The 26,324-nt window shown below is 41.8% G+C and carries 19 protein-coding genes and 2 pseudogenes; 13 read left to right on the top strand and 8 right to left on the bottom strand.

Features of this window, described 5'->3' with window-relative positions; all coding sequences use genetic code 11:
* The first annotated feature begins 188 nt into the window (after positions 1-188).
* The 10 genes and pseudogenes from QWZ07_RS17245 (at position 189) to QWZ07_RS17200 (ending at position 7,368) form a co-directional block, all read left to right on the top strand.
* A complete protein-coding gene (locus tag QWZ07_RS17245) occupies positions 189-1,109 on the top strand; it encodes an IS5 family transposase (protein WP_192854735.1) in 921 nt (306 codons plus the stop codon).
* Between the two features lie 383 nt (positions 1,110-1,492).
* Positions 1,493-1,803: pseudogene (tnpA, locus tag QWZ07_RS17240) on the top strand (IS66 family insertion sequence element accessory protein TnpA).
* Positions 1,800-2,153 (top strand): IS66 family insertion sequence element accessory protein TnpB, encoded by a 354-nt coding sequence (gene tnpB, locus QWZ07_RS17235; protein WP_261891227.1) that lies wholly within the window; start codon positions 1,800-1,802, stop codon positions 2,151-2,153. The pseudogene tnpA (QWZ07_RS17240) and the gene tnpB (QWZ07_RS17235) overlap by 4 nt, the downstream one beginning before the upstream one ends.
* A gap of 59 nt (positions 2,154-2,212) precedes the next feature.
* Positions 2,213-3,398: pseudogene (locus tag QWZ07_RS17230) on the top strand (IS66 family transposase).
* A gap of 141 nt (positions 3,399-3,539) precedes the next feature.
* A complete protein-coding gene (locus QWZ07_RS17225; protein ID WP_192854746.1) occupies positions 3,540-3,746 on the top strand; it encodes a helix-turn-helix domain-containing protein in 207 nt (68 codons plus the stop codon).
* A 77-nt stretch (positions 3,747-3,823) separates the two neighbouring features.
* Positions 3,824-4,189, top strand: coding sequence for an IS66 family insertion sequence element accessory protein TnpA (tnpA, locus tag QWZ07_RS17220; RefSeq protein WP_261891228.1), 366 nt, complete (start codon positions 3,824-3,826; stop codon positions 4,187-4,189).
* Positions 4,186-4,542 carry an IS66 family insertion sequence element accessory protein TnpB gene (gene tnpB / locus QWZ07_RS17215; protein ID WP_192854740.1) on the top strand — a complete coding sequence of 119 codons (357 nt, stop codon included), beginning with the start codon at positions 4,186-4,188 and terminating at the stop codon, positions 4,540-4,542. The genes tnpA (QWZ07_RS17220) and tnpB (QWZ07_RS17215) overlap by 4 nt, the downstream gene beginning before the upstream one ends.
* A gap of 55 nt (positions 4,543-4,597) precedes the next feature.
* Positions 4,598-6,181 (top strand): IS66 family transposase, encoded by a 1,584-nt coding sequence (tnpC, locus tag QWZ07_RS17210; RefSeq protein ID WP_192854739.1) that lies wholly within the window; start codon positions 4,598-4,600, stop codon positions 6,179-6,181.
* Between the two features lie 279 nt (positions 6,182-6,460).
* Positions 6,461-6,649 carry a hypothetical protein gene (locus QWZ07_RS17205; RefSeq protein WP_192854743.1) on the top strand — a complete coding sequence of 63 codons (189 nt, stop codon included), beginning with the start codon at positions 6,461-6,463 and terminating at the stop codon, positions 6,647-6,649.
* Positions 6,649-7,368, top strand: coding sequence for a hypothetical protein (locus QWZ07_RS17200; protein WP_192854742.1), 720 nt, complete (start codon positions 6,649-6,651; stop codon positions 7,366-7,368). Before QWZ07_RS17205 ends, QWZ07_RS17200 begins: the two co-directional genes overlap by 1 nt.
* 276 nt (positions 7,369-7,644) lie before the next feature.
* Here QWZ07_RS17200 and QWZ07_RS17195 read toward each other — a convergent pair whose 3' ends face one another.
* The 3 genes from QWZ07_RS17195 to QWZ07_RS17185 form a co-directional block, all read right to left on the bottom strand.
* Positions 7,645-7,908, bottom strand: coding sequence for a hypothetical protein (locus tag QWZ07_RS17195; protein WP_102488805.1), 264 nt, complete (start codon positions 7,906-7,908; stop codon positions 7,645-7,647).
* 1,238 nt (positions 7,909-9,146) lie between these two features.
* Positions 9,147-9,992 (bottom strand): DUF3037 domain-containing protein, encoded by an 846-nt coding sequence (locus QWZ07_RS17190; protein ID WP_192854719.1) that lies wholly within the window; start codon positions 9,990-9,992, stop codon positions 9,147-9,149.
* A complete protein-coding gene (locus QWZ07_RS17185) occupies positions 9,989-10,705 on the bottom strand; it encodes a HipA family kinase (protein ID WP_192854721.1) in 717 nt (238 codons plus the stop codon). The genes QWZ07_RS17190 and QWZ07_RS17185 overlap by 4 nt, the downstream gene beginning before the upstream one ends.
* Positions 10,706-11,036: 331 nt before the next feature.
* On the opposite strand from QWZ07_RS17185, the gene QWZ07_RS17180 reads away from it, so the two are divergent.
* A complete protein-coding gene (locus QWZ07_RS17180; RefSeq protein ID WP_192854723.1) occupies positions 11,037-11,891 on the top strand; it encodes a hypothetical protein in 855 nt (284 codons plus the stop codon).
* 1,352 nt (positions 11,892-13,243) lie between these two features.
* On the opposite strand, the gene QWZ07_RS17175 is transcribed toward QWZ07_RS17180, so the two are convergent.
* From QWZ07_RS17175 to QWZ07_RS17165, 3 genes are all read right to left on the bottom strand, one after another.
* Positions 13,244-13,675: a hypothetical protein gene (locus tag QWZ07_RS17175; protein ID WP_192854738.1), complete on the bottom strand. Its 432-nt coding sequence runs from the start codon at positions 13,673-13,675 to the stop codon at positions 13,244-13,246.
* A 460-nt stretch (positions 13,676-14,135) separates the two neighbouring features.
* Positions 14,136-15,197 (bottom strand): hypothetical protein, encoded by a 1,062-nt coding sequence (locus QWZ07_RS17170; protein WP_192854737.1) that lies wholly within the window; start codon positions 15,195-15,197, stop codon positions 14,136-14,138.
* Between the two features lie 724 nt (positions 15,198-15,921).
* Entirely contained in the window at positions 15,922-16,230 is a 309-nt protein-coding gene (locus QWZ07_RS17165; RefSeq protein WP_032498521.1) for a helix-turn-helix domain-containing protein, read from the bottom strand.
* A gap of 516 nt (positions 16,231-16,746) precedes the next feature.
* Here QWZ07_RS17165 and QWZ07_RS17160 point away from each other — a divergent pair.
* Positions 16,747-18,264, top strand: a complete 1,518-nt coding sequence (locus tag QWZ07_RS17160; RefSeq protein ID WP_080967516.1) for an ISNCY family transposase — start codon at positions 16,747-16,749, stop codon at positions 18,262-18,264.
* Between the two features lie 1,840 nt (positions 18,265-20,104).
* Here QWZ07_RS17160 and QWZ07_RS17155 read toward each other — a convergent pair.
* Entirely contained in the window at positions 20,105-20,356 is a 252-nt protein-coding gene (locus QWZ07_RS17155; RefSeq protein ID WP_016769277.1) for a hypothetical protein, read from the bottom strand.
* Positions 20,357-20,778: 422 nt separating this feature from the next.
* Here QWZ07_RS17155 and QWZ07_RS17150 point away from each other — a divergent pair, with 422 nt between their 5' ends.
* Entirely contained in the window at positions 20,779-24,903 is a 4,125-nt protein-coding gene (locus QWZ07_RS17150) for an NACHT domain-containing protein (protein ID WP_192854687.1), read from the top strand.
* A gap of 33 nt (positions 24,904-24,936) precedes the next feature.
* Here the strand turns inward: QWZ07_RS17150 and QWZ07_RS17145 are convergent.
* Positions 24,937-26,087, bottom strand: a protein-coding gene (locus tag QWZ07_RS17145) for an IS3 family transposase (RefSeq protein ID WP_192854759.1) whose coding sequence is annotated in 2 segments (ribosomal slippage) — positions 24,937-25,844 and positions 25,844-26,087 — 1,152 coding nt in all. Because the reading frame shifts where the segments join, the coding sequence is not laid out codon by codon here.
* Between the last annotated feature and the right edge of the window lie 237 nt (positions 26,088-26,324).

Below are 26,324 nucleotides of genomic sequence, written 5' to 3'. Positions count from 1 at the left end.
AACCATCCCAACATTCAGAAAACTCCGCATTAGAAACTTTGAAGTCGCTAAACATAAAAGCAGTATGGGTTACACCTTACGTGCCCATATTCGTTGATAGTAAGCGCGTGGCTTTGTTGCGTAATTCAATGGAACTAAATCCAGAGCCTACGATCTGATCAGTTACATCCACTATCTCTCGTAGCCTCATGCCTAAACCTCTTTACAAAACAACCAACTGGAAGCAATACAACCAATCACTCATTAATCGAGGCTCTCTGACCTTTTGGATTAATGAAGAGGCGATAAGCGGGTGGGCGCAAAGCAAACAGAATAAGCGCGGGAGGCCACGTCGATTCAGTGACTTAGCTATCACGACAGCGCTCATGGTAAAACGAGTTTTTTCTATGCCACTGAGAGCGCTGCAAGGATTTATCGACTCGGTATTTAGACTTGCCCATGTTCCATTGAGTTGTCCACATTACACCTGCATCAGTCGTAGAGCCAAGCAAGTTGAGGTCTCATTTAAGACTAAAACGAGAGGAGCGATACAGCACTTAGCCATTGATGCGACTGGCCTTAAGGTTTATGGCGAAGGTGAATGGAAAGTCAAAAAACACGGGGCAGATGGCAAGCGGAGAGTTTGGCGAAAGCTGCATATTGCAGTCGATACAAGCACTCACGAGATCATTGCAGCCGAGCTAAGTTTATCGACGGTTACAGATGGAGAGGTCCTCCCGAACTTACTGAAACAAACACGCCGAAGTATCCTTGAGGTGTCTGGTGATGGCGCTTACGACACGAGAGCGTGTCACGCTGCTATTAAGATTAAGCGAGCCGTTGCGCTTATTCCCCCAAGAGAAGGGGCAGCCTTCTGGGAGCGCGGTCATCCTCGAAATCTCGCAGTGGGTTGCCAGAAGTTATACGGCTCAAATAAGTATTGGAAAGAGCGGTATGGATACCACAGACGTTCACTCTCAGAAACCGCGATGTATCGAGTTAAACCGTTACTAGGAGGACGATTGAGCTTAAGAAATTACAATGCGCAGGTGGGTGAGACTTACGCGATGATAAAAGCGTTGAACAAGCTCACTGGGTTAGGGATGCCTGAAGCTTGTCGTATTGACTAAGAAATACCCGAAACGGGGTAGCTCTATCTTTAAATATAATTACGCAACAAAGCCCATGGCATGGTGAATGGGCCTAAAAGATCACCAAGAGAAATAAAGCTCTCCCTGAGATCAATTAGATACTGACTGCATTTTATTTTGGGTGTACCTATTACTGCTACTTGTATTGGTAAATTAGGTGTAGCCCAAACTGTATTTAATTCTGCGTTACTCGTTTATGTCTCCATAAAAGGTGTAGCCTAAGCTGCCTCTTCAGTTCTAAATTTAGCCACTTTTATTAACAAGTGTAGTGTAAACTGCACTGTAAGCGCTCCATAAAACCCGCATTCTAATCGCCTAGCGCGAAGAATAAGATCAAGTCTCCGACCATGAGGAGATTTGAAATGGGAAAACGACACACTAATCAAGAATGGCAAACGCTCATCGAGCAGTCTGAATCGAGTTCATTGTCAACGCTCGCTTTTTGCAAACTCAAGGAGAGCAACCCTTCGACGTTTATGCCAAGCGCCAGCAACTCAACAACCTTGAGGTTTCGCAAGGCTTCGTTAAAGCTGAAGTCATCGAAAAGACAACCAAGTATCAAGCTACAGTGGGAACGGCTAACATGACTCTGCTTGTCAATGATATTGAGCTGAGAATTCCACAAGGCACGCCAGCCACTTATCTAGCAGAATTCATCGGTGCGCTATCATGAAACGCCTGCTTAGCGCTCCAGAGATTTATCTGTATCGTGAGAGTGTCGACTTTAGAAAGTCGATCAATGGTCTTGCTGCGATTATCGAAAGTGACACCGACTTCCTCTTGGGAAGCGGCGCACTGTTCCTGTTCACCAATAAACAGCGCGACAAAATCAAAGTGCTGTACTGGGATAAAGCTGGCTTTGCGCTTTGGTATAAACGCCTTGAAAAAGCCAAGTATAAATGGCCTACAAAAGAGCAAAATGAAGTGTTTACCCTGACTCAATTCGAGCTTGATAGACTGCTTTCTGGCTTCACGATTATCGGCCATAAACCCGTTAAAATAAACGATTTTACAATGACTTAATCGATAGTGAAGCCTTATCTACCAAGCGTAAATGGCATGATTTTAGTATAATAAATGCCATGAAAAAGACGCCAGATATCAACCCAGAAAGCCAAGATATTGCCGAGCTACAAGCGATGGTGAAAGCGCTGATAGCGTCAGAAAACCAATGGAAACAAGAGCGTCAATCTCTGCTTGAGCAACTCAAACTTGCTTTCGACCGCCAGTTCGCAAAACGCTCGGAGGCGTTAAAGCCTTACGATGAATCTCAAGGTGACCTCTTCAACGAAGTGGAATGTGAAGCCGCTAAGGAAGAAGAGGTTGAGGTAACGACGACGACCACAACGAAGAAGCGTGGTAAACGCAAGCCACTTCCAAAGACTTTGCCTCGTGAGGTTATCGAACTCGATTTAGACGACCATGAAAAACAGTGTGCATGCTGCCAACATAGTCTGCATAAAATCGGTGAAGACCGCAGTGAGAAACTTGAGTTCTCACCAGCCGTGCTCAAAGTGCTGGAATATGTTCGTCCTAAGTATGCTTGTCGTCAGTGCGAGCAAACTGAAGACAAAAGCCACATCGTTCAAAAGCCAGCGCTCCAGAGCATCATCCCTAAAAGCTTCGCGACAGAAAGCTTGCTGGCCAATATCATCCTTGGTAAATATCAATACGCAATGCCACTTTACCGCCAAGAGTCGCTGTTCACTCAGTCGGGTATTGAGCTATCGCGAACTACTATGGCAAGGTGGGTTATCCAAGTCAGTGAGAAGTTCACACCGCTGTATGCGGCCTTGAAAGAGCATCTACTCCAACAAGTGGAGGTTCAGGCGGATGAAACGCCGCTCAAAAGGTGCGACTGTCGAAACACGAAAAGCAGAACGTCAACAGCATGCCAAGCCGATACTGGATGAGCTGTACGAGTGGATGACGACTCAACAAGTGCTAGCGTCTAGCCCGCTGGGCAAGGCGATAAAATACACGCTCGGCCAATGGCCGAAACTTATCCGCTATATCGATGACGGTCATTTATCTATCGATAATAATCGAGCTGAACGCGCAATTAAACCGCTGGTCATTGGCAGGAAGAACTGGTTGTTCTCGACCACTGCAAATGGCGCTGACGCGAGCGCGATGCTTTACAGCATCGTCGAGACTGCGAAAGCCAACGGCCTTATCCTCTACGACTACATGGTCAAATGCATGAAAGAGCTAGCGAAAGCTGAGCCTGATATCGATGCGATCCTACCTTGGAACTTCAAACATTAACAACATCGCACCATGGGTTCATGGAGCGCTTACGATCAACCTTTAAGTTGTACTTTCCTTTTTAAGGGTTGTATCTCATTTTTATTGTATGAAGCATGAGTCTAGAATTTAGATGTTTTTCTTCTTTTGGGGTTACGTGAAATGCAAACGCTGTGTCAACGATTAGAAGATTTGAGGATTAAATTTAGGCAGACAAAAGAAGATGTTGCTCGTATTGCAAAAGTGACAGGGACAACTATCGGGGAATGGGAAAAAGACCTAAGTATACCTAGAGATGACAAGCTCAAACGCTTAGCTGAATACTACAATGTCAGCTTTGAATGGTTGAGGGTTGGTGTTAATAGGTAAGCGTCTTTAAATCGACTCATTCAATCCTTTTAATAAACGTCGTAACCTTTAACTTTTATCGTTAAAGGTACTCGAAAATGTCTCAGCATAGATCTCAGCATAGATCTCAGCAAGAATGGCTACGCCTTGTTCAGAAGTATTACAATAGTGAGCAGTCTGCCGCTCAGTTTTGTTTAGAGCACAATCTTCATCCAAAAACATTTGATAACAACCGTCGCAAACTACACCACTTAGTCAACCTGCCTAAAAAACGAGAAGATTCACTTTCTGAATTCGTTGTTGTTGAAAAAACAGCCATGCTAAACACCAAAACCGAGCAACTGCCTCCCTCTACGTTACCTACGGAATTACGCCTTGAAGCGGGGGCGTTCTCTCTTCATGTACCTCGTGATGTAGCACCTCAGTGGCTCGGTCTTCTATTGAAGGAGCTTGCTGTTGTATGAAAATGTTCCCTGATATCTCTGTTATCTATCTCCACAAGGCGCCCGTCGATTTTAGAAAGGGCATTAACGGCTTGAGCTTTATTGTTGAACAGAATATGAACCTTAATCCCTTCTCCGAAGCGCTATTCGTCTTCTGTAATCGCACGCGGGATAAGCTCAAAGTTCTCTACTGGCAGCGTAATGGCTTTTGCCTCTGGCAAAAGCGACTCGAAAAAGACAAGTTCGCTTGGCCAAGAAAAATGCCAGGGAAAACCCTCTCATTAACGGAAGAGCAGTGGTATTGGTTGCTTGATGGGCTCGATATTGAAAAAATGAAACCCCATCAAACATTGAATTACCAAAGTCTTAATTAAATTAAAAAATAATAGCGGATAAGGAACTTTCGCGGATCTCTGCGATCTTCCTTATATGCCATATAAAAATAATCCAGATGAGCTAGCGCTCTTACGTTCAAAAGTGACTGAGCTTGAATCTACGGTACTCACACTTCGCCAATCTCTAAACGAGAGCGAAATAACCATCCAATCTCTGGTTGAAAAACTCAACCTAGCGCGGCGTAAACGCTTTGGTAGCAGTAGTGAAACCCTGCCTCCTCAGGACTTAGAGTTCAATGAGGCGGAGACTCATGCCGATACGACAGGTGAAGAGGGAGCGCCCGATAATACGAATGATGACGCCTCGGAAGCGGAAAACACCTCATCCGAGACAAAACGTCGTGGTCGCCCAAAGCTTCCCGAAGACCTGCCACGAGAGCGAGTCGTGGTGGACATACCAGAATCAGAAAAAACCTGCTCGTGTTGTCAGTCGATACTCTGCAGGATGGGGCAAAGCACCAGTGAAAAACTGGTGTATATCCCGGCGAAGTTGTACGTTGAAGTCACTGAAAGACCCAAATACGTCTGTCGTCAATGTGATGCGTTAGGAGAGAAGAGCGTTGTTGCAATGGCTCCACCGCCAGCATCGATTATCCCGAAAAGCATCGCGACGCCCTCTTTGCTTGCGCAAATTATCACGAACAAATACCACTATGCCCTGCCTCTCTATCGTCAAGAATCGCTGTTCAGACAATATGGGCTAGCGCTCAGCAGAAAAACGATGAGTCAATGGATACTGCGTTGCGCTGATAAGGTAGAGCCGTTAATCGTCTTACTGAAAGAAACCCTCCTTGCACAAGATGTTCTGTTCGCGGACGAGACCACGTTGACCGTGCTCGATGACGAAAGAAAGAAAAGTTACATCTGGTTGTATGGGTGTGGTCCAGACCGGGGCGGTAATGCGCAATCTCCCGGTATCGTCTTGTTCGACAACCAGGAAGGGAGTCGGGGGCACCACTGCCCTGAATCGTACCTGTCAAACTACACTGGATACCTTCATGTTGATGGGTATAAAGCGTATGAAAAGACAGACGCGAAGTTGGTGGGTTGCTGGGCTCATGCAAGACGTAAGTTCATAGAGTCAGAGCAGAGCCAACCAAAAGGAAAGCAAGGAAAAGGGGGTAAAATCCAGTGGGCAGTCAGTTGGTTCCAAAAGCTCTATCGTGTTGAACAAGCCCTCAAAGATAAGACGAGGGAAGAGCGATATTTTATCCGCCAATCAAAGACTCAGTCTCTGCTCAATGAGTTCAAGGCGTGGTTAGATAAATCGGTCACTCAGGTGCCCCCTAAAAGTAAATTGGGTGAGGCGATTAGCTACAGTCTCAATCAATGGTCGAAGCTAGTAAGAGTTATCGATGATGGCGGGTTAAGCATGGATAATAACCGAGCGGAACGTTCAGTACGTCCGTTCACGGTAGGACGGAACAACTGGTTGTTCTCAAAGACTCATAATGGAGCCCGCGCCAGTGCAGTGTTGTACAGTCTTATCGAAACCGCGAAGGCTAACGGCTGTGAGCCGTATGAGTACCTCGAATACGTGCTACGAGAAATCCCGAAACTGAAGAGTGAGGATGACCATGGTCATCTTCTACCTTGGAACATGCCAAAGACGGAATAGTCCGCCCCTACAAAATACCGCTCAGAATGACAGATACCGCCTTAGTTGGCGGTATCTGCGTAGATATTAGAAAGTCAATGAGTCGGTTCGTAGACGCTTACACTTAAATTAGTAAAATTCGGATAACTTTACGTATGGGAAAGTCACTTAGCCGTTAGCTAGTGTCCAGTTTTGCAAGTGCAGACCAGTTTCATTGCTACGTAATTTTGATAAGGTATTGAAGCTGAAGGTTGACCCAAACCTTAGTCCACTCTAATATTGAAGAAAAGGAGGTGACTTATGAAAGCGTTAATGGGCCAGCTCGCAAGTCATATCAGGCGAGACACCAAAGGGCGAGAGGAATTGCGAAAGGTAATTGCAAGCCAACTGGACAATCAGGAAATCACATTATCAGACGGAACGACATACATCATTTCCAGAACCAACCCAAAGACATCCGATAATCGTCAACACGCAGAGCCGGTATAATGAACATCGCATTGCCGGCTTTCTTCATTCTACTTCTCATTCTGCCGGGCTACATCTATCTCAATGCTTATGAGCGTCGAGAAAACAACACACTAGAGAAGAAACCCTTTGAAGCGTCATCTGCGACCGCCATTGTGTGCGCATTTGTTATTCAGTTCGTCTACGCAGGTTTCGTACATAGCCTCATCAACCCAATCGATTTCACTCTTTGCTTGAAAATACTATCAGGTACCAAGCTCACAAGTGATGAATTGTCGCAGTTAACCCCTGACATTGGGATTGTTGGCCTCTACTTCATTGTCCTGTTCTATGTATCGCATGGAGCTGGTAAATTGATGCAATCCCAAGTCTTTAAATATAACCCCTACAAAGATTCAAAGTTCGCATTTGACACGCCTTGGTATTACGAGTTGAAAGGCTTTTTGAGTCGAGAAAAAGATGCTCAGTTCATTAAGATATCCGCAACCCAAGATACCAGTGAAGGTACGTATCTCTACTATGGGATGTTGCAAGATTTCTACTTAACCAAAGATGGTCAGCTTGATCGTTTGGTTATCTCTGAAGCTACTCGTCGTCACATCAAAGAAGATAAGACGCCAGTGAAGGTTGACGAAACCTCAGATAATCGATTTTACGAGATTAAAGGCGATAGACTTATACTCAAGTACGAGAACATCATTAACCTTAACGTCGAGTACTACTACATCACAAAAAAATAGTGCTAGTTCGCAATAACAGAATATGATTGAGCTTTTATTCTGAATGATTATGGTCGGATAAGCGAAGGCGTACTATGTACACCCACTTGCCAATAAGGCAGATTTTGCAATGCACATTTGAAGCTTCAATACTTACGACCAAAACTATTCTGGTTAAAGAGTAGCGTTGATGTTCATTAGGAGAGGCACTAACTTTATATAAAGTCATCATTTGCGTTTCTCCTTTAATAAAGTTCCTCAAATCATCTTGCAACGGGAGACCCGCTGGAAGTAGGCTCACTTTCGTGCCAGACATAAGTCTGTATCTGCATCATTACAATACAGCATTAGCTTTCTCCAGCATCCTCTACCTGCACCACTATCGGCTTTCTTCGCAGAAAGCTTTCCCATGAAGGAATGATACAGGCTTACCGTGTTCCGTATGTCGCGTAATGTCAGGTTAGATGCCCACTCTGGTGCGGAGAGCTTAATGACCACGAAAGAGTACTGCCCAACTTCTTTCCCGCTCTCGTTGCCTTTTGGCCACAGCGTATTAACCACTTCCGCTGCTTCTCATGTGACGCACCTTAAATGGATTCACATATGTTCATCATACTGACTCCCTAGCACTCACCCGATTTGTGGTTGTCAGGAGGAAGTTCTTCTCACGATTTACTTCCCGCCAAGTAGTTACTTGACTTCGTTACATTGTCTGGCTCGCTACTTTATTCAGAGCCATAGGGTCATCTGGTGATACAGATGGTTCACGCTTTCGTGGTGAACAACGCTTCATACGACTTCACGTCGCACGGGCAGATCTGAGTTAGCTGGCACTTTTTGAGAAAAGTGCCACGAGTAAAACTTCAGGTCTATGAAGCCTCTGTCGGATAGGCGGCACCTGTTGCCAGGTGCCTCCCTCCTCAGAACCGTACGTGCAACTTTCACTGCATACGGCTCAAGCCTCCACAAAGGCACCGTTAAGCACCCAGTAAATAAATTACCTTTGCGATACACACTTAAAGCTTTAAAACTACCCAATGGTCACTCAGTGAATAAGAAACCACGGTTCGTTGTCAGAAGACGCACTAATTTCATTCGAAATCATCATTTGCTTTTCTTCTTTAATAAAGTTCTTCAAGCTATCTCGCAACGGGAGACCAGCTAGAAGTCAGCTCGCTTTCGCGCCAGATATAAACCTGTATCCCCTTCATTACAAAGGGACATTCGCTTTCTCTAGCCTCCTTTACCTGCATACCTATCGGCAACCCTCACAGGTCGCTTTCCCATAGGGAGGTATACAGGCTTACCCTGTTCCGTATGTTGCGTAAAAATGTCAACTTAGATGCCCACTATAGTGCGAAGAGTACGCTGATCACGAAAGAGTAATGTCCAATCTCTTTCCGACTCTCATTGCCATTTTGGCTACAGCGTATTAACCACTTCCGCTGCTTCATCGTATAACGCACCTTACATGGATTCACATTACATTCATCATATTGACTCCCTAGCACTCACCCGAGCTGTGGTTCTCAGGAGGAACATCTTCTCACGATTCCGTTCCCACTCAGCTAACGACTGAGTTTCGTTACATTGTCGGTTCCGCTGCTTTATTCAGGAACCTAGGGTCATCTGGTGATACAGATGGTTCACTCTTGTCGTGGTGAACAACGCTTCATACGACTTCAGGTCGCACGGACATTTCCGTGTTACAAATTTCCTTAGATAAGTGTTTCATGGATTATGTAAAGAAAAGAAAAAACCGCCCGAAGGCGGTTAAAAAAATATTACTTATACAATACTCAGGTTAGTTTGAAGTAAACCGGCGCTATTGACAAATCTGGTTCAGCAAAATCTAGGATCTTCTCTTTATTCTTGAAAGGTAAGACTTGAACCCCTAATCGCTTCATTCCATTCTTTACCGAATCAAACGCCATTAGAATCTCATGCTTATTAGATTTTGGTGCTTCAATCGTAAACAAAAAGTCTTCAGCTTTAACTGCTTTCGCATCAAGTATATGCCCCACACGAGAAATCCATTTGTCTCCGTGATCTGCAATATTCATGGGTTTAGCTTGATTGAATGACATAGGTTTAATTGCACGAAGATCTCTGCCAATTACCGTAACTAATGGAATTTTTATTTTACCAAACCCAGCATCAACAGAGCTTTCCTTGTATCTAAATGGAAGAGACCCAAATTGTTCTCTAAGCTCTCTAACCATTAATCGTTCACGCTGCTCTTTGGTTACAGGTAGATCCCTACCAATATAAGTTTGATATAGACGATTAAGAATATCGTCGCCATTTTCAGCAAGTACTACACCAGTTTCACTGAACGTCATTACGGCTTCACGTTTACGCGTTAACTCATGCATTACAGCAGATAGTTCGTTCCCATCAACTCTTTTAGCATAATGCTTAATACGTTCCAACTCTGTTTCCATAAATGAACGGGCTTTACCATAAAGCCCTCCATCAATGTCATCAAAAAAATTGTTTATACGCGTGAATGGTGCTGGTGCAAGTTTAATAAGCACTGTATTTGGGTAATCGTTAGCCCATAGAACAATCCCAACGTTCGCAAACTCTTGGGTTTCAGCAAATGGCATAAAACGTATAACAGCGTACTCAAACAGTTTTCTCACTTGATGTCCTCCCAAAAGTTGTCGTTTTTATATTGGTTTAGTATAGGTAAAATTTCTCGATTAATCTGATCTATAGAGTAAATTTCAAGCCACTCTTCAGGAAGCTCAGCTAGAGCATTGTCCATTTCTTTTAAAGATAGTTCAATTAGCTCTGTATAGTATGCCCGCTCAGTCTCGAAAATTTCGTCCCATTCTATAAATGGCGCAGATACATGTAATTCTTTATGTTTGCTAAGTTCGAATTCCTTGTCAAACGCTAAATTATGATCAATTACAAGTGCATTGCCTTCGGCTGAGTTATAGAAAAAATTGGGATTCCCTTGCCCCTCTCTGAGAGTTCGGTCATTGTTTCTAACCCAGTAATCAAAGAAGTAAAGGTCTTTTAGCAACTGCTTTGGTAGTTTACCTAACGTTGATGTTGTTACATCTTGAATATTCTCAACAAAGCTTGAAGCGAAATTGTACTCGTATAACTCTTTAATTTTTTGTAAAGGACTATCGGCCCATGCTAATGCGAAATCAGGGATTGGCAAGCCAAAAGCAGTACCTAGTCGAGCACAGATCCATTCTTTAACCAGACCATTAGATGTTGCTTTTCGTCCTTTGACAATATGTTTAATGTTTTCATCATCAGTGCAAAGGTAAGGTGTTGTTTTTCCTTGAGTCATTTCTCGTGAGATTTTCTCAATACAAATCTCTTCTTTTTTTGCCATGGAATCTCTCTTTACTACAACATTACCGAGTACCAAAAAACTCGATCAAGCACCATTATGCCAGTCACTTGAACGGGTGTGCATATTTATTTTGTGTGCTGATGAAGTGATCAGCACCATTAAAATTAGAAATCAAGTTAAGTGACGTGCTAGAAAGTGCCGAATGAAACAATTCTGGACAGAAACGCGCTCGATATAGATTAGAATAATTATCTTGAAACCTTAAGCGCTTGTTATGCCAACTTTTCCTAGTAATTCAGATTAACAAAACTAGGTGCATATTCATACAATACTTAGATATAATGTGTCATCTCATCATGTGTGACTTATTATGAAAATCAAAGATATAGCCTTAGATGAACTCGCAAGAGCCAAAGAAGTTGAAGGTGTTACAGACAAAAGAAAAGAGAAAAACGAAGTTCCGGATTTGACCTTCGGTTTAGAGAGTGCGGGACTATTCACCGAATCAGACAGAGAGAAGCTAGTTCTTAGTCTTCATGACAATAAATTATCGGATGTTGCATTCTCCGATCCGTATTCAGAAAACACACGAAAAATCCGAAGAAATTTACTATTCGCATCAGTCGGTTGTCTTGCTGCTTCAACGCTAGAGCTAAAAGTTTCCAGTATTGTTGGGTTAAGCACCGGGAAAAGTCAGATCCCTTTGGATTCTTTACTGGGTCTGTTTTCCATTGGAATAGCATACTATATTCTTGCTTTTACCGCTTTCATGCTAATTGACCTTTACAGTTGGCGCGTTGAAACAGAAATAGTACGATTACAGCCATATAATAAGTTTTTGGATCAAGTTGAAAAACGCCTTGGGAAACTTCAAGTTTTTTCTCAATTTTATGATTCCACGATCAATAAGCGAAAAGATGCTTTCTATGCAAAGTACAATGAAGACGAAGAAGACAGATTTCGAGAAGCTCAATTCTTTTTAGAAAAGAATTTGGACAAATTAAATGCCGTCAATAACGAAATGGTTAGCAACATCTACCCATTTCTACAAGACATCAAAAGAGTTTCGAACATCATTAGTTTAACCAATCGCAGATTTGTACTTCGATTGCTAGTTTTAGCGATAATTGACATTTTGCTCCCACTCTCTTTAGGAGTAATAGCCTTTATTCATTCAATGCCTTATCTACCTACTTTCATCGATACTTTATGGACAAAACTGTGAAACCGTGGAGTGTCATAACAGCTATTTAGACAGAGTAATTCTGCACTTAAATACAGAATTATGCTGCCTAGTATCTTAATGACGTAAACGATACCCCGCTTTATAAAAATAACAGTAACTTAAGCTCCAAAGCTCTCTGCCTACATCCCAAAATACAGATTTTTCTATATAGCATGAATTGATGTGCCAAGCTGCAACTCATGTATGCGTAATTAGTTAAATTCTAATAAAAAATCACCATTTCTATCGTATATACAGAGAATATTCTTGGACTGTACTATGCCCTTCTTACTGCAAGGTGTACTGGATTAGTAAATTTGGTTACATAGTTAGATTAGAAAAAGTAAGTCAGATGAAGCTCTGGTTGAGTATGTGTTGAATCAGTCGAAACAAGGAATGGGGCATTTCTGAGGTAGAAAGTGCCACAGGTAAAAGTTCAGCCTGTGATGGTTTTGTCGGATAGGCGGCACCTGTTGCCAGGTGCCTCCCTCCTCAGAACCGTACGTGCAACTTTCACTGCATACGGCTCAAGCCTCCACAAAGGCACCGTTAAGCACCCAGTAAATAAATTACCTTTGCGATACACACTTAAAGCTTTAAAACTACCCAATGGTCACTCAGTGAATAAGAAACCACGGTTCGTTGTCAGAAGACGCACTAATTTCATTCGAAATCATCATTTGCTTTTCTTCTTTAATAAAGTTCTTCAAGCTATCTCGCAACGGGAGACCAGCTAGAAGTCAGCTCGCTTTCGCGCCAGATATAAACCTGTATCCCCTTCATTACAAAGGGACATTCGCTTTCTCTAGCCTCCTTTACCTGCATACCTATCGGCAACCCTCACAGGTCGCTTTCCCATAGGGAGGTATACAGGCTTACCCTGTTCCGTATGTTGCGTAAAAATGTCAACTTAGATGCCCACTATAGTGCGAAGAGTACGCTGATCACGAAAGAGTAATGTCCAATCTCTTTCCGACTCTCATTGCCATTTTGGCTACAGCGTATTAACCACTTCCGCTGCTTCATCGTATAACGCACCTTACATGGATTCACATTACATTCATCATATTGACTCCCTAGCACTCACCCGAGCTGTGGTTCTCAGGAGGAACATCTTCTCACGATTCCGTTCCCACTCAGCTAACGACTGAGTTTCGTTACATTGTCGGTTCCGCTGCTTTATTCAGGAACCTAGGGTCATCTGGTGATACAGATGGTTCACTCTTGTCGTGGTGAACAACGCTTCATACGACTTCAGGTCGCACGGACACAAACGTTTTAGGTGTGCTGCTCTAAACCATTTCGCTCAGATTAGAAAAAGTATTTTGAAACCTTAAACGTTTGTTAAATTTCTACAACCCAAGAGTTAACTTGCTCTTTATTCTCTTACTAATCTTTTTTGACAATTGTTTCTCTATTTTTGCGCATTCAGCTATTTTACTGTTCTGTGCCACCGAAGTTCTTCCAGCTTTAGTTTGTTCAGATAAGTCAGCCATATAGAAGCAAGCTTCCCAGTAGTCATGCATATATTTATTGGTTTTCTTATCAAGATAGATTTCAGCATCTCTTTTGTAAGGTAAGAACTTTTGTACCGTAGACTTATCAGCGAATTTACCCGTTGAGTCCATATGAATGCGTAACTCATCAAAAGCAACATATATCGGTTTGATTAAACTATGGTATACAAGCTGATTTGCCTTTTTTGCTTGACTATATGAGTACCTTGCATAAATAGCTGATAATAGAGCGATCGCAGCTGAAAGCATTGCTATTTTATCTTGCACCTCTTTGCTCCTTATTGCCCGTGATACACTAAAAAGAAATTTAACACTCTAATATCGTGCCAGCACGAATTTATGTATTCAGAATATCTCAAGAACCCTATCTAACCAACTGAAAATTATGCATATAATTAGTTTGAATCTAATTTCTAGTTGAAAGCCGTGCAAGCATATATTGTTCCCAATTCAAGGCATGTTATCAATCAAAAACTTGCCTTTAGTCTTCAATTATTCAATAGCTTAGAAATAGTTGAACAACATATTCGTGCGTGAGTGTGATTGAAGGTTAGTCTGTTGTGGATTAGAACATTTAGCTACATTGTCGGATCTATAGGTATGAGGAAAAGTGAGGCAAGTTGCAGGGTTTCAAACTGATTTCACCCCCTCTCAGGCTCACTTTGGGGCAGAAACGTGTCAGAACAGTTTCTGCTTAGCACATATAGGAGTATTGATGTGCTACCACTCATCTAGCCCTAACAATAATCAGACGTTCGTCAATTGCAGGACCTTTTGTGTAGCTATAGTCAAAAGTAAAACTATTGGATTCTATGGTTCTATTTGTGTTTCCCCAGAATACGTCATTGAGAGGTTGAGATTCTGTTGGAGCATATATATTTATTAGCGCGTCGAGCGCTCTTTGAGCTTCTCGCTTGTCAGCGTGAATTCCATATCCGACATCCTTAGACCAATCGTTCCACATGAGTTTAATATTAGCTACTTTGCCTGTACCGGCTTTTTCGTTAATAAACCACTTAACTGTTTCTGCTCTTCCTTGTATGCATCCATATAGGGCCCCCCAATCACCAGATGCTGGTGTTATCTTAGGGGTTCTGCAATCAAGAGCTTTTGTTGTTAACTTACTTTCTAGTGCAAAGGTGTCAAACCCACTTTTTACTGTAGTATGTGACTCAGCTGAATATTGCTTACTATGTCTTTCACTCTTGTTTTCCGTGTCATTTTCTCGTTTGGTACGTTCGGCCTTATCAAGTATTTTTTTTAACTCAGCGAGTTCTTTTTCTTCAGCTTCGGCAGCAGACTTCCTTTCACTTTCTTTCTTCAAGCTTTGTTCTGCCGCATTTTTAATATTGATTTTGATTTGATTGCGCTTGCTAATTATATCTGACTCGAAAGCCATTGCTGCCTCTGTCCATGTATTGTTAGGGACAAGGTATTTATCATAAAAAACTTTGAAATCAGTTGTAAAGGCGACGCTGAACATTACTTTTTCTTTATTTTTTAAACTGTATATTTCATTTGTGAAGCCATTCCCTGCACAGTGCTTTAGTGTTTTTTCTGATATGTCAGCCAGCTCTCTCACTCCTTTTAATCCATGGGTTAATTTTTCATACTGTTGGATTAAAAGTGCTGTGTTATTTTCGAAGTCTTTATCCATTACCTCGGTAAATAGAATTATTGAATCCCTTTTTAATCGTTGGGTTTTCATGTTGGCATCACTACAATCATTAGCGTACGACAAACTAGGTATACCAATCATGATTGCTGCTACTAAAGCTCTTTTCTTCATCCGTGCATCCTCATTCATAACAGAAAGAATTATAACGAGGTTGTAGCCTTTAAGGCTAGGGTCTTTATGAAATGAGATTAAAACTAGTAGATTACGCCTGATACACTTACAAAATTTCAACATGCACGTTTATAAGGATGTGGTCATTCCATTGCTATACGTATTAGTTAATCTATGGGAAAAATCGTCAAACAACTCACCTACGGAGTCCCTTTCTAACGCGAATTGGGGCATTTTTGATTTTGACTGATTTGTGCAACAGGTTGTTGCACAATTGGGAAACGGCTTGCTTCACTAACAAGCGAGTCTGATTTTAGCCAACAGGTTGTTGACCAAATTTTTCATCGGGAAGGTCTTGCTCAACATCGAACATCACAATGCTTCGACGATGCTACTTTAGAGCAGATAATGCAACTTGAAAACAACTTTCACACATATCAAGGTGGTGAATAATACCGTCCATTTTTGACCCAAATCCCCAGTTGGCAGTCAGTTAATCAACCTCTTCTAACTGAACGCCATTTGAATCGACCATCACGCTAACACCACAAATATCACAATGTCGATCAACAACGACTTCTATCGTTTTTTGTCCATAAACTTTCATTGTGAACTCCTGCTGCTGATAAGATTAATCATTACTTAGATGTTAGCCAGTCCCAAATAACGACTAAGTAGTAGCTGAAAACTATAGCGGTCCTAAAGGCAACAGAACAACAATGTTTCATGTATTTGAATTACTCTTAAGCTTCTCTATCGATTCAAGTTTACCAATAAGCACACGATCACTGGCGACCATACCAAGGTCATTTTCGAGGCCTAATACTGACAAAACGATCATATAGTGCCCAATAGACACTGTTGAATCACCTCTGATAATCCTTCGTAATGTCGGTTTTGATACCCCCGTTCGTTGGTGTAACAACTCCTGTGATATATGCCGTCGCTTCAACGCCAACTCAATATTCTCACCCAGTTGATCGAGGATGCGTTGCTGTCTAGGAAAAACCACTGCTCTACGACGTGAGTTCATAATGAAACTATATCTCCATTAATGTTCAAAATGTGAAAGCGTAGTTTCACAAAAGATCCTGATGCTCGTTTTATTGTAGGCAACTCAACCGGTAACATTACATCTCTTCGTACCTGTGTAACTCACACCCAAAGACACATTACCGACAATACCAAAAGTAAGTCAATTGCCGCTCATATGATTTAAATAGACAGTCGGCACAAGCAAAATTTTAGTTGAGTAGACGAAGTGCTGCCTCTCTAGAAACCGTACGTGCAACTTTCATACGCAGTTCCTACCATAACTCACGTATGAAAAACTCAGCAGCGTAAATCATTACTGAGTAATTGCACTAAGTAGAAAAGGGGCAGAAGCAAGCTTGCCACATACAGTTCTTAGCTGTGATCACCAAGCGATTCTGTCGTATCGTAACTACCAAGCGACTTTGTCATTCGCTTAATTACCGAGGGAAATTGACGGTCTCTATTTTTACGTAATCCTTTGACTAGTGCTACGAATTAGTCAGGGGTGTATAGGATGATCGTTATGGATACTCAATCTCAGCTTACCGTGGATATCATCGCGAAAGTTGCTCTCGGTAAAATATCAATTACTAATGCCTCTAAGCTCCTCAATAAGTCTCGCAGAACCATTGAACGTTATCTCAGGCGATATCGCTCTGATGGTATCCGATTTGTGGTTCATGGCAACACAGGAAGGACACCCGCTAATAAAATACCCATTACCTTAAAGCAGCAAGTTCAAGCTCTTATAAAGGCCAAGTATTACGACTTTAACATGCTTCATCTCGCCGACATGTTAGAGGTATTTGAAGGCATCAAAGTAAAGCGGGAGACGCTTCGTACCTGGGCACATGAAATCCATCATGTAAAACGAGCCAAACATCGACGTTCTAAGGTAAGAAGACGACGTGAGCGTATGGAGGCCGAAGGCTTAATGCTGCAAATGGACGGCAGTCCACACCTTTGGTTCGGTGATAAAAAATCTTGTCTTATCGCCATGATTGATGATGCAACCAGTGAGGTTCATGCGGAGTTTTTCCCTTCAGAAACCACCGAAGGATGCCTCAAAGTAATGAAAACTTATATCGAGAAAAAAGGGCTTTTTAAGACTCTTTATGTCGATAGAGCTGGCATCTTCGGTGGACCAAAACGTTGCCACTTCTCCCAGATGCAACGAGCCTGTGAAGAGCTGGGTATAGAAATTATTTTTGCCAATTCGCCTCAAGGCAAGGGTCGCATCGAACGTGCCTTTGATACGTTCCAAGATCGTCTAGTCCCTGAGTTAAGGTTGGCTGGGGTTACTGATATGATCAGTGCAAATAACTACCTACAAAACACCTTCATCCCTGAGTATTGGGCAACGACCCTCACAGTTAACGCCAAATTAATGCGCTCTGAGCATACACCCGTTCCGAAGTACCTGAACATTGACGCGATATGTATTCAAAAAGAATATCGAAAAATCCGTCGAGATCATACCTTCAGTTACGCCAACGCAATGTATCAAATCACCTCCCCGTTACGGCACTCTATCGTGAGTCAACAAGTCGAATTACGTAAGCAACTTGATGGGGGTTTTACGGCTTATTTTGCCGACCGAGAGTTATCGATTAAAGAGCTTACTGAGCCTAGCTCTAGGAAAGAATACGGAGAAGAAGTTCAGAAAAAGCTCGATGTCATAGAGCTTGCCAATAAGTTAGGCAATGTGAGAGAAGCGGCTCGACAAAGCGGTTGTTCTGTCAAAAGCATTCACAACAACCGTCAATTACTTGAAGCCCATGGCCCACTTGCTTTGAAACGTCTGTATGGTCAATCACACAACAATAATCGCATCGATGAAAAGACTCGAAATATCGTCATCTCATTAACACTAAAATCGCCTCACCTAACCTCTATTAGGATAAGTGGTGAGATGAGGAAGCGCTTTAACATCTCGATTAGTCACTCAACAGTAAGGAACATCTGGCTTGAAGAAAAGCTGAATACAAGAGAGTTACGGGAGGCACGTGCCGAGGAATCAATTATCGAATAGAAACTAATCTGCAATAGTGGACTACTATGAATAAAGCAACGACAGAATCCTTCGGTATTTAGACCGTCAACCTCCCTCGGTAATCACACACATACAGTTCTTAGCTTTAAACTAACGTTGAGAGCCTCGGGTATCCCTGCTTTTTCTTGGATGTACTATTTACTGTCTGGCCAGAAGTAATTGTATCGAATTGAACTTGGCTTAATTGCAAAGCAGACCACCGAGGACATATGATAAGTCTAGGTGCTTTCCCTTCCATATACTTTGGTGATAAAACACCCGACGCTGCACACAGAATGTGTTCCCTCTTCGTTTTGAATGACAAACATTCTGTAGTTGTTTACAAAGCCATAGGCATTGCCTGTGGCTTTGTCGTATCTGGGACTAAAAAAACTGGTGCAACAGGCTTACACACAAATTAATCTATTGATAGTTTCTTATGCTCTAAACGTTTAGGGGCAAAGACGATTTACGAAACAACTTGTTTCGCATTTTTGCAAGACCCTCTTGCAAAATTTAGATATTAAACTTTGTCCAACAGGCTATTGGACAATTTGGGCATGTAGGGGTTGTTGCAAACTCTGCAACTACTGAGGGTTCCTCGGTAATTGTTCATTAGCTAGTCCTATGGGTTTTACTGTGGCTCCTGAAACGTTGGGGGATCTCTGAGTTACGATGATAGGTACCTATAGTTTTCTAATCTGAGCTATATGTAGCCTACCTAACAGAGAGCAAGACTCTAGATAGTTTTCACTCCACATCGCAACTTGCGCATCGCAACTTGCGATGTGTGATTACTTAAAAGTTTTCAAAGTAAGATTAAAGATTTTAATAATTACAAATCATAACCTTAAGGATGAACCCCGTTGGATCATTGTTGATAATAGTAAGCATTAGAGGGCGAACATATCACTTAAAAAACGGTCCTAAACAGAGAGGTTTGCTAGTTTATTAGTAGCGTTGCTTTTGACACTTCGAGTTATGTTCCTAATTTCGCTAGATCATACATTCAGCGAATTGTCTTCGTATAAGTTAGCTAAAGAGCCCATGGCATTATATAAGTAAATTAGTAGCGAGAGCTTGGAGAAGTTTCCCAGAAAGTAGTGAGTACCAATTGGCCCACATAGAAAATATCAAAAGCTTCACTTCTGTATTCAGGGGGAGGGTTAATGCTTATCGATATTGAATGTTTCTGGAGCAATAATTGAGGCCACCCTAACAATGCTGGCATTTTCATGAGACGCGACAAGGCCGGCAATCTCTCGACCAATTCTTTTAAACTTTTTAGTCGAAAAAGAAAGAACATTCACTTTTCTGGTCGAGATTATGCTCAAATTCTAACTTCGACCAAAAGGATCAACTAATAGAGTGCTGTGTTCGACCATGATAATTAAACCTTTTAGTCGAGTGACTATTTGAATTACAGAGGCGTGATAACTATGAACTGCGTTAGCTTGTTTCTTTGAGGAAGTAAGCTTACTGCATTCGGTTCTTCGCTTTACACTAATAGCGAGAGCCTCGGTTATCCCTGCTTTATTCTTTGAGTTACTATTTACTGTCTGGCCAGAAGTAATGGTATCAATTTGAATCTAGCGGAATTGCAAAGCAGCCAACCGAGGACATACGATAAGCCGAAGGTACTCTCCCTCCCATATTTGGTGATGAAATACCTGGCACCGCACCCAAAATGCAAATTAATGAAAACATTCTGTATGTAGCTGTTATACAAAGCCTGTGGCTTTGTCGTATCTGAAAGTAAGAGCAATTGTGCAAGGACTTCTTGCACAGATTATTTTACTGCTATCTAAATTGATTGAGGCAAAACTGAAGGTTAGCTAGTTTAAAATGGGAAGTGATCTTCTTCATACCCTTCAACCCAAATTACTAGCTTTTCAAGCTCATCACCTTCGGGTGTGCCTGGTTCAGCCACATCAAACAAGGATTCAATTCTTTTCAAAACAGCTTTATAGTCGCTTTCTGAGGGTTCTAGGCCCACTTCATCTAATGAAACTGTAGCAAGCCCATCAGCGTGGGCAGTCTTAGGTGTAATACCCTTAAGCAGTTCTTTTTCTGATAGCTTTTTCTTGCTCATAAGCCGTTTCTCGATTCGAAAATGACATTAGATTAGTTTATAGCATAATGGACTACTAACCGTAATGTAGAACGTTATTCAAATAAATGTCATGTTAGTTTCATGCGCTCTAAACACGTCTTGGGGCATTTTCGTATTTCATACCCCGTCAGCATGCCTCTGGACATTTCTGAGTTACAGTGCTTGCTAATTAAATGAAGTATGGAAAAAATTTCTGCTCGGCTCATCTAGGTGACCATTAGTGATTTATGAAAATTTGGTCGATTTAAAGCAAAAAAGCAGATTATCGAACGAAAAATCAAGATTGCTAGGATTTAACTTATTATCATTAACCCCTTGATTTGCATCACAGAAAAGAAACAACCTTCGTCCTATTTTAAGCTACATCTAATATATCTTTCTAAGCATCATTAGGGGTTATTTTGACTGCCATTAACTTTTCTCAAATAAGATCGACTCCAAAAAGCAAAAACGATAGTTTTGAGTCACTAGCGATACAGCTTTTTAAAACTTATTCTCAACCACCACAGGGCTCTTCTTTCTTTAGTTTGCGTGGCGACGGGGGCGATGGAGGCGTCGAAGCTTATTACAAAACCCCCACAGGTGATGTTCTGGGGATTCAAGCAAAATACTTTTTTAAACTTGGCAGTAGTGAGTTTGGCCAGATCAAAAAATCATTAACCACTGCATTAAAAAATCATCCAACATTATCTGAATACTGGATTTATCTACCATTTGATCTAACAGGAAGAGTCGCAGAGGGCAAAAGAGGGAAAAGTGAAGTTGAAAAGTTTGAAGAATGGCGTGATGACATCAAAACTCAACATCAGAATCTACATATAAAACTGGTTACGGCGGAGATATCTAGACAGCAGATCTTAACAATAGACAGTTCGGGTGGTTTGGTCGCCTACTGGTTTAACGAGAATATATTAACCTCTCAGAAAATAAAAAACTGTATTGACTCGGCAGCAGCTTTCGCTGGCCCAAGGTATTGTAGTGATTTAGACATAATTACAGAAGCCCATGATGCTTTAGACGCTTTTGGCGAAGTCTATGATTTTAAACAATGGCTCATTGATAGTTGGAATCCATTGAAAATCAGCTTTAGAACAAAGGCGCAATATTCAGAAAAGATATTTTCTCAGACACCTGACAGTGAAAGATTACGTGCTATACAGCTACTGGATGCACTTTTAGATAAAACTTCTAGTAAGTACAGCATTCTTGACCAAACGGTTCTTTGTACAACTTTAGATACCATAAAATTACTTAAGCCATACTGTGAAAGTGCAATAAAGCAGCAAGAGCAACACTTCTTTACAACACATGGTGAAAACAGCGACACGCCCTCATTCAGGCAGTTTCAAGCAGAGTATATGTGTGTATTTCCTGCTGAACACTTAGATGCTTCAAGGGAGTTGCTCGCTTCAATACTAGATATTGAACAAGCGCTCTATAGTCCTCTAGTTCAGTCTTACCATGCTCACTCTTTTCTGTTGGCTGGACCAGCCGGTGCAGGTAAGACACATTCTATAGTGAGCTTTGCTAAGAGAAGATTAAGCAAGGGTGCTCACACCCTGGTGCTATTTGGTGAAGACTTTGATAATGCGGAACCTTGGGATGTTGTCCGAAACAAACTAGGCTTCGGCTCCGATGTGGGGCGAGACAGATTACTATCTTGCCTTCAAGCAAGCGCTCAAGCCAACAATCATTCTTTTGTTATAGCTATCGATGCGTTAAACGAAGGAAATAAAGCGAGAAAATGGAAAAACAAACTTCCTGAGATAATCCAGCAACTAACAGAGTATGAAGACATAAAGATCGTTGTATCCACTCGCGATATATACACCGACTTAGTTGTTGATGAACGATTTCCAGGTTATGCATATAACCACATTGGATTTACTAGAAACTTTCATGAAGTGCTTTCCTCTTTCTCTCAACGCTACAATGTTGAAAGTGAGATAACACCTATTTTCACTGACGAGTTGCGAAATCCATTACTTCTACATTTGGTTTTCAAAACTCACAAGTCGGATGATGACTCTTCCCTTGATGTATCGACTAGTGGCTTCTCTACCATTTTTTCTAAACATCTAAAGCAAATCGATGACTCACTGAGAGAGCGTTTGGACTATGTCAGCCCTAGAAATATTGTTAGAGCAGTAATGATCAAATTGTCTGATGCGTTAGCAAATTCAGACAACCAAACTATAAATTGGGATACAGCTGTAAGTACAATCAAACCAATCCTAGGAAGTGAAGTGTCTCCAGAGAGATTTATTGATGAGTTAGCCAAAGAGCAGCTACTAATTTTATCAATAACTAGCGATGAAGACTTTCTGATTAGGTTTGGGTACCAGAGGTTCGGTGACATGTTGCGCGCATCTTCACTAGTTCAATCCTATCAAGAAACTGAAAGCAACGATCTATCCATCCTTGCAGAAAAACTCGCTGTTTTAAACGATATAGAGAGCGGAGTCTTAGAAGCTCTTGCAAGTATTCTCCCTGAAGAAATAGGTGTTGAGATTACTGATAGTCGCCTGGGATTAAACCAAGATTTAGCTCATAAGCTTTTTGTTAAGTCACTAACTTGGCGTTCAAAGCAAAGCATTACTCCTGACATTGAGGAGCATATGTTTGGAGCATTAAGAACTGGAGGGTTGTGGCAAACTGTTTTTGAAAGTCTGTTTAAGCTATCTGTAGTTCCTAACCATTACCTGAATGCGGAAAGTTGGTTCAAGACTTTTCAATGGCGCCAAGACCCGCCATCAAGAGATACTTACCTTTCTGTTGCCTTATCGGAGTCCTATGATAATAGAGGTGCAATTTGGTTTCTGATTGAAGCTCTAGATAAAATTGAAGAGACAAATTGGCCTGAAGAAAGCTACAAATTAGCATCCTCAGCACTACTATGGTGCTGCTCTGCCACAGATAGAAGAGTGAGAGATCAAGCCACAAGGTGCCTTAGCTTACTTTTTAAAAAGCACCCAACGATATGTATTCACGCTGTTGACACGTTTATTAGTTGTGATGATGACTACATACTTGAAAGCCTGATTCTAGCTATGTATACAGCTTGTTTACTTTCACGTGAATCAGCTGAAGAGTTTGTTCAGCCTTTAAATAGGTTCATTCAATTCAATAGTCGCTCAACAAATATTTTGATTCGCGAACATGCCCAACTGTTAATGCAGGAGCTTTTAAGCATAGGGATTCAAGAAAATCGGTTATCGAATCAGTTTGTACCCCGTTCTTTATCAATAACGTGGCCTGTTCTTAGTGATGTGCAGCCCTTACTCACATTAGAAAACTTGCCATCAAATATGCGCTTATGGGGTGACAATATAGGTCCTGACTTTTGGCGGTATAAAGTAAAGCCAAGGCTAAGAGTCTTTGACCTAGAATCAAAAGGAATAACGCACGAAAATATAGCCAGCTGGATCATGAATGAAGCAATGTCCATCGGTTATCCCGGCTATGGTGAAGGCGCTCTCAACCATGATTTAGCAACTCTCCACAAGTATGGAAGAGGAAGAGCAAAGCCTGGGTATGCAGAAACGATCGGCAAGAAATGTTACTGGATAGCTTTACATCGATTGATAGGTTTGTTGGCTGCCAATGTGCCCACAGCACAATCTCGTTGGGAGCCACAATTAACTTCTGATAGATTCTGGTCGTTAGAACTGAGAAAGGTAGATGTATCTGATATAAGAAATTTATCGCCAACAGAAAAATACCCACTCAGAGGCCTAATAAAAAAAGACCTTGAGTTACCAGAGAGTAATATTGACTGTTGGTTGCAGACTGATGATTACTACCTCGCAAACAAAGTACTCATCTTGAATGACGAGAGCAAGACGACATGGATTAACTTGAACTTTTATTCAGAGGTTCACGCGAAGCGAGATGAGGACGACGTCTCTTTCGGCGCTGAAAGCTTCATTGGTATAGCTAGCTATAATGGCTATTTTGTTGCTCCTAAAAACGCCAATACATTCGAAGTCTACAATCATAGTAATAACCACTGCTACCGAGTTTACTTGGCAGAGTACCCTAGAAGCCCTGCTTTCAAGCAATGTATTGCTGAACAAGATACAACCATTTCAGATGACCAACGAACATTCTCTAGCATTCAGCTTTTACGGGGTGGAGAGTGGGAGTCCGATTACTCAAGCAACGTCGAACAAAACTCTATTGATATGCCTTGTCCTGATTTAGTTGAGCAAATGAACCTTTGCTGGGATCTGGACAGTGGGTGGCTCGATAAAAACCAAGACTTAGCTGTATTTAGTCATACCATTGATAGAAATTCTTCTTTGTATATCAGAAAAGATGTCTTAGATAACTATCTATCTCAGTCTGGTAAATCCTTGGTTTTTTCACGTTATGGTAGAAAACAGTTCAGCAAGGGGTTTGCAAACGATGCAAAACTAATGGAAGTGACTGGGCGGTACGTTTACAAGCCATGCGATGGTTGTTTTGAGCGTATAAACGAAGATACTGAACTTCTTGGTTTTGAATCTGAAAAAGAAAAAACATAATCGTGATCTGCTCCAGTCAGACTGGACACTTAGCTAAGCGACATTTTGCTTTTCAAAGTTCATTGGGCTTAGATACCCAAGTGCACTGTGCCTTCTCGTTCGATTATAATCAACTTCTATGTACTCGAAGATCGTTTGGCGCATCTGCTCTCTCGTCATGATCGGCTCATATTGGATTGCTTCAACTTTCATTGAGTGGAAGAAGCTCTCAACACATGCGTTGTCCCAACAGTTCCCTTTTCTACTCATACTTTGTTTTAAATTATAAGTACTTATGAGGTCTCGATAGTCTTTCGAACAGTACTGACTACCTCGATCGCTATGAGTTATAACCTGCTCAGGAAACCCTCGACGGAATAAAGCCATTGATAAGGCATCACAGACCAGTGAGGCCGTCATTCTCGTATCCATAGACCAACCAATAACTTGCCTTGAATAAAGGTCAATAATGACAGCTAAGTACAGCCAGCCTTCGCTTGTGGCAACATAGGTGATGTCTCCTGCCCATTTTTGATTCGGAGCCGTTGCGTTAAAATCTTGAGCGAGCAAGTTCGGAGCAACGGGCATTTTATGCTTACTGTCTGTTGTACACTTAAACTTGCGTGCTGCTTTCGCTACTAAATCCTGACGTTTCATACTGGCGGCAATGGTCTTAACATTATGGTTATCACCGCTCTCTGCCAGCTCTTTCTGAATACGTCTTGAGCCATCTCGCTCTTTGCTAACGTCAAAAGCTTCTTTTACTTTGGTATCAAGCTTTTGGCGCTCTGTCTCACGTTGAATCGCCTTGTGGCGATTCTCAACCCAATAATAAAACCCACTTCGAGAAACTCTGAACACCTTAGCCATACGGGAAATACTGAAACTCAGCAGGTGTTCGAGCATAAATTCATAGCAATTTACTTTAGATTTTTCGCGAAGTAGGTGGCGGCCTTTTTTACGATTTCTAGCTCTTCTGCTTGCTCTGCCAACTGCCTCTTTAGCTTAGCGACTTCAACGGCCAATTCTTGTTCTCGTTGGCTAATACTCGAATTCTTCTTTGTGGCTTTTCGCCAACCGTAGATCTGAGATTCATGTAACGAGAGCTGTCTTGCGGCTGCAGCGACTCCCACTTTCTCTGCCAGCTTCAGGGTTTCTGCTTTAAATTCAGGAGAATGGATAATACGTTTCTTCTTAATTGTCATGGTTCACCTCATTAGTGATTGTACTCACTTAACTCAGTGTCCAAAACTGCTGGTGCGGATCATCGTTCTGGTGAAGGCTGGATCGCTCCCACTTTTCTAGACACTCCACATCCTTACAGCTGAAGCTTTAGGGTAATTTCAAGCTAGACTCTTTTGCTCGCTTTTTGAAAGCGAGCAAAAGAGTCCAACCTACCTGAATCGGAAAAATTTGCACATAACGCTTGCAAATGGGAGTTA

Origin of the sequence: Vibrio lentus (genome assembly GCF_030409755.1) — a bacterium.
Classification (GTDB): domain Bacteria; phylum Pseudomonadota; class Gammaproteobacteria; order Enterobacterales; family Vibrionaceae; genus Vibrio; species Vibrio lentus.
This window is presented reverse-complemented; position numbering and strand designations above follow the sequence as displayed.

Excerpts from the sequence above, each read along its gene's own strand:
- QWZ07_RS17245 (WP_192854735.1), top strand. The coding sequence starts at position 189 with ATGCCTAAACCTCTTTACAAAACAACCAACTGGAAGCAATACAACCAA.
- tnpB (WP_261891227.1), top strand. The coding sequence starts at position 1,800 with ATGAAACGCCTGCTTAGCGCTCCAGAGATTTATCTGTATCGTGAGAGT.
- QWZ07_RS17225 (WP_192854746.1), top strand. The coding sequence starts at position 3,540 with ATGCAAACGCTGTGTCAACGATTAGAAGATTTGAGGATTAAATTTAGG.
- tnpA (WP_261891228.1), top strand. The coding sequence starts at position 3,824 with ATGTCTCAGCATAGATCTCAGCATAGATCTCAGCAAGAATGGCTACGC.
- tnpB (WP_192854740.1), top strand. The coding sequence starts at position 4,186 with ATGAAAATGTTCCCTGATATCTCTGTTATCTATCTCCACAAGGCGCCC.
- tnpC (WP_192854739.1), top strand. The coding sequence starts at position 4,598 with ATGCCATATAAAAATAATCCAGATGAGCTAGCGCTCTTACGTTCAAAA.
- QWZ07_RS17205 (WP_192854743.1), top strand. The coding sequence starts at position 6,461 with ATGAAAGCGTTAATGGGCCAGCTCGCAAGTCATATCAGGCGAGACACC.
- QWZ07_RS17200 (WP_192854742.1), top strand. The coding sequence starts at position 6,649 with ATGAACATCGCATTGCCGGCTTTCTTCATTCTACTTCTCATTCTGCCG.
- QWZ07_RS17185 (WP_192854721.1), bottom strand. The coding sequence starts at position 10,705 with ATGGCAAAAAAAGAAGAGATTTGTATTGAGAAAATCTCACGAGAAATG.
- QWZ07_RS17180 (WP_192854723.1), top strand. The coding sequence starts at position 11,037 with ATGAAAATCAAAGATATAGCCTTAGATGAACTCGCAAGAGCCAAAGAA.
- QWZ07_RS17170 (WP_192854737.1), bottom strand. The coding sequence starts at position 15,197 with ATGAAGAAAAGAGCTTTAGTAGCAGCAATCATGATTGGTATACCTAGT.
- QWZ07_RS17165 (WP_032498521.1), bottom strand. The coding sequence starts at position 16,230 with ATGAACTCACGTCGTAGAGCAGTGGTTTTTCCTAGACAGCAACGCATC.
- QWZ07_RS17160 (WP_080967516.1), top strand. The coding sequence starts at position 16,747 with ATGATCGTTATGGATACTCAATCTCAGCTTACCGTGGATATCATCGCG.
- QWZ07_RS17155 (WP_016769277.1), bottom strand. The coding sequence starts at position 20,356 with ATGAGCAAGAAAAAGCTATCAGAAAAAGAACTGCTTAAGGGTATTACA.